Here is a 1060-nt window from a genome sequence, read left to right as displayed (position 1 = left end):
GGGGGCCGGCCTTTTTAAAACCCCCCCCCCCGGGCCCCCCCCGCCCGGCGGGCCCCCCCCCGCCCCCCCCCCCCCCCCCGGGCGCGCGCCCCCCCCCGCCTCCAGTCTGGCCCTGGCCGCCGCCGCGCTGCCGGCGCGCTCCGTCGTACGGATCACCTCGACCCCGGACGGCGTGCTCCAACGATCCGTCTCCGCCTGCTGCCGCAGGGCCGTCCCCGTCATGTCCGTGGAGGTCATTCCCACCGTTCTCCTCCGTAGCTGCGTGCATGGGGTGCTGTGCTGTTGCTGGGTGTGTCGCTGGGTGTGTTGTTGCTTGGGTGTGTTGCTGGGTGTGCTGCTCGGTTGTGCTGGTCGGCTGAGTTGCCGGGTGTGCTGCGGGTGTGCCGGGGCGCCCGGGGGTTGGGCGTACGCGGCGTGGTGGCCGTGGGGGGCTGTTGCGGGGGTGCCGGGTGCGCCCGAGGGTTGGGCGTACGCGGCGTGGTGGCCGTGGGGACCGTCGGTGGCCCTCTTGGCCTTCGTTGTGGCTGTAGGGGGCCTGGGAGCGGTTGTGTCGGGTGTACGGGCCGGTCGGGCCGGTCGGATCGGCGGCGGTACGGGCCGATGGCGTACGGGTCGGCCGGGGCCGCCGGACGTGGTTCGGCCGGGGCCGGGTTGGTCGGCTGGGCCGCGGGCGGTCCGTGTCGGCCGGGTGGGGCCGGCCTCGGCCCGGGGCACCTCGTGCCTGCTGGTTGCGCCCCGGCGGCACCGCGTACCCCCCTGGCCACCGGCCTCGTCGCCGCGGACCCGCTCGGCCCCGTGCCTGCCTGCCCGCCTGCCCGGCAACGGGAGCGGACCGGCCGCCCGGGAGCAGGACGGGGCCGGGGACCGTCGCGTCGCTGGAGCGACGGGCCCGCGGAGACCGCGCCGGCCACGGGCGACCGGTGGTACGGGAGCGCCGGGGGTGGCCCGGCGCTCCCCGGGGGGGGCGCGGGGGGGGGCCGCCCGCGGCCCCCCCCCCCCCCCGCCGGCCCGGCCGCCCCGGCCGGTCCGCGTGCTCGTCCAACAGCCCGCACAACTCGTC

General features: G+C 79.1%; 1 protein-coding gene. It reads right to left on the bottom strand.

The window, feature by feature from the left end; all coding sequences use genetic code 11:
• On the bottom strand, positions 1–237 hold a 237-nt coding region (locus AAHZ94_RS34475; protein WP_349997614.1), incomplete at its 3' end, for a hypothetical protein.
• Positions 238–1060: the final 823 nt, after the last annotated feature.

The sequence above is a fragment of the Streptomyces sp. HSW2009 genome (assembly GCF_040240285.1).
In the GTDB taxonomy this organism is placed as follows: Bacteria; Actinomycetota; Actinomycetes; order Streptomycetales; family Streptomycetaceae; genus Streptomyces.
The sequence above is the reverse complement of the archived record's forward strand: the minus strand, read 5'-3'. Positions and strand labels throughout refer to the sequence as shown.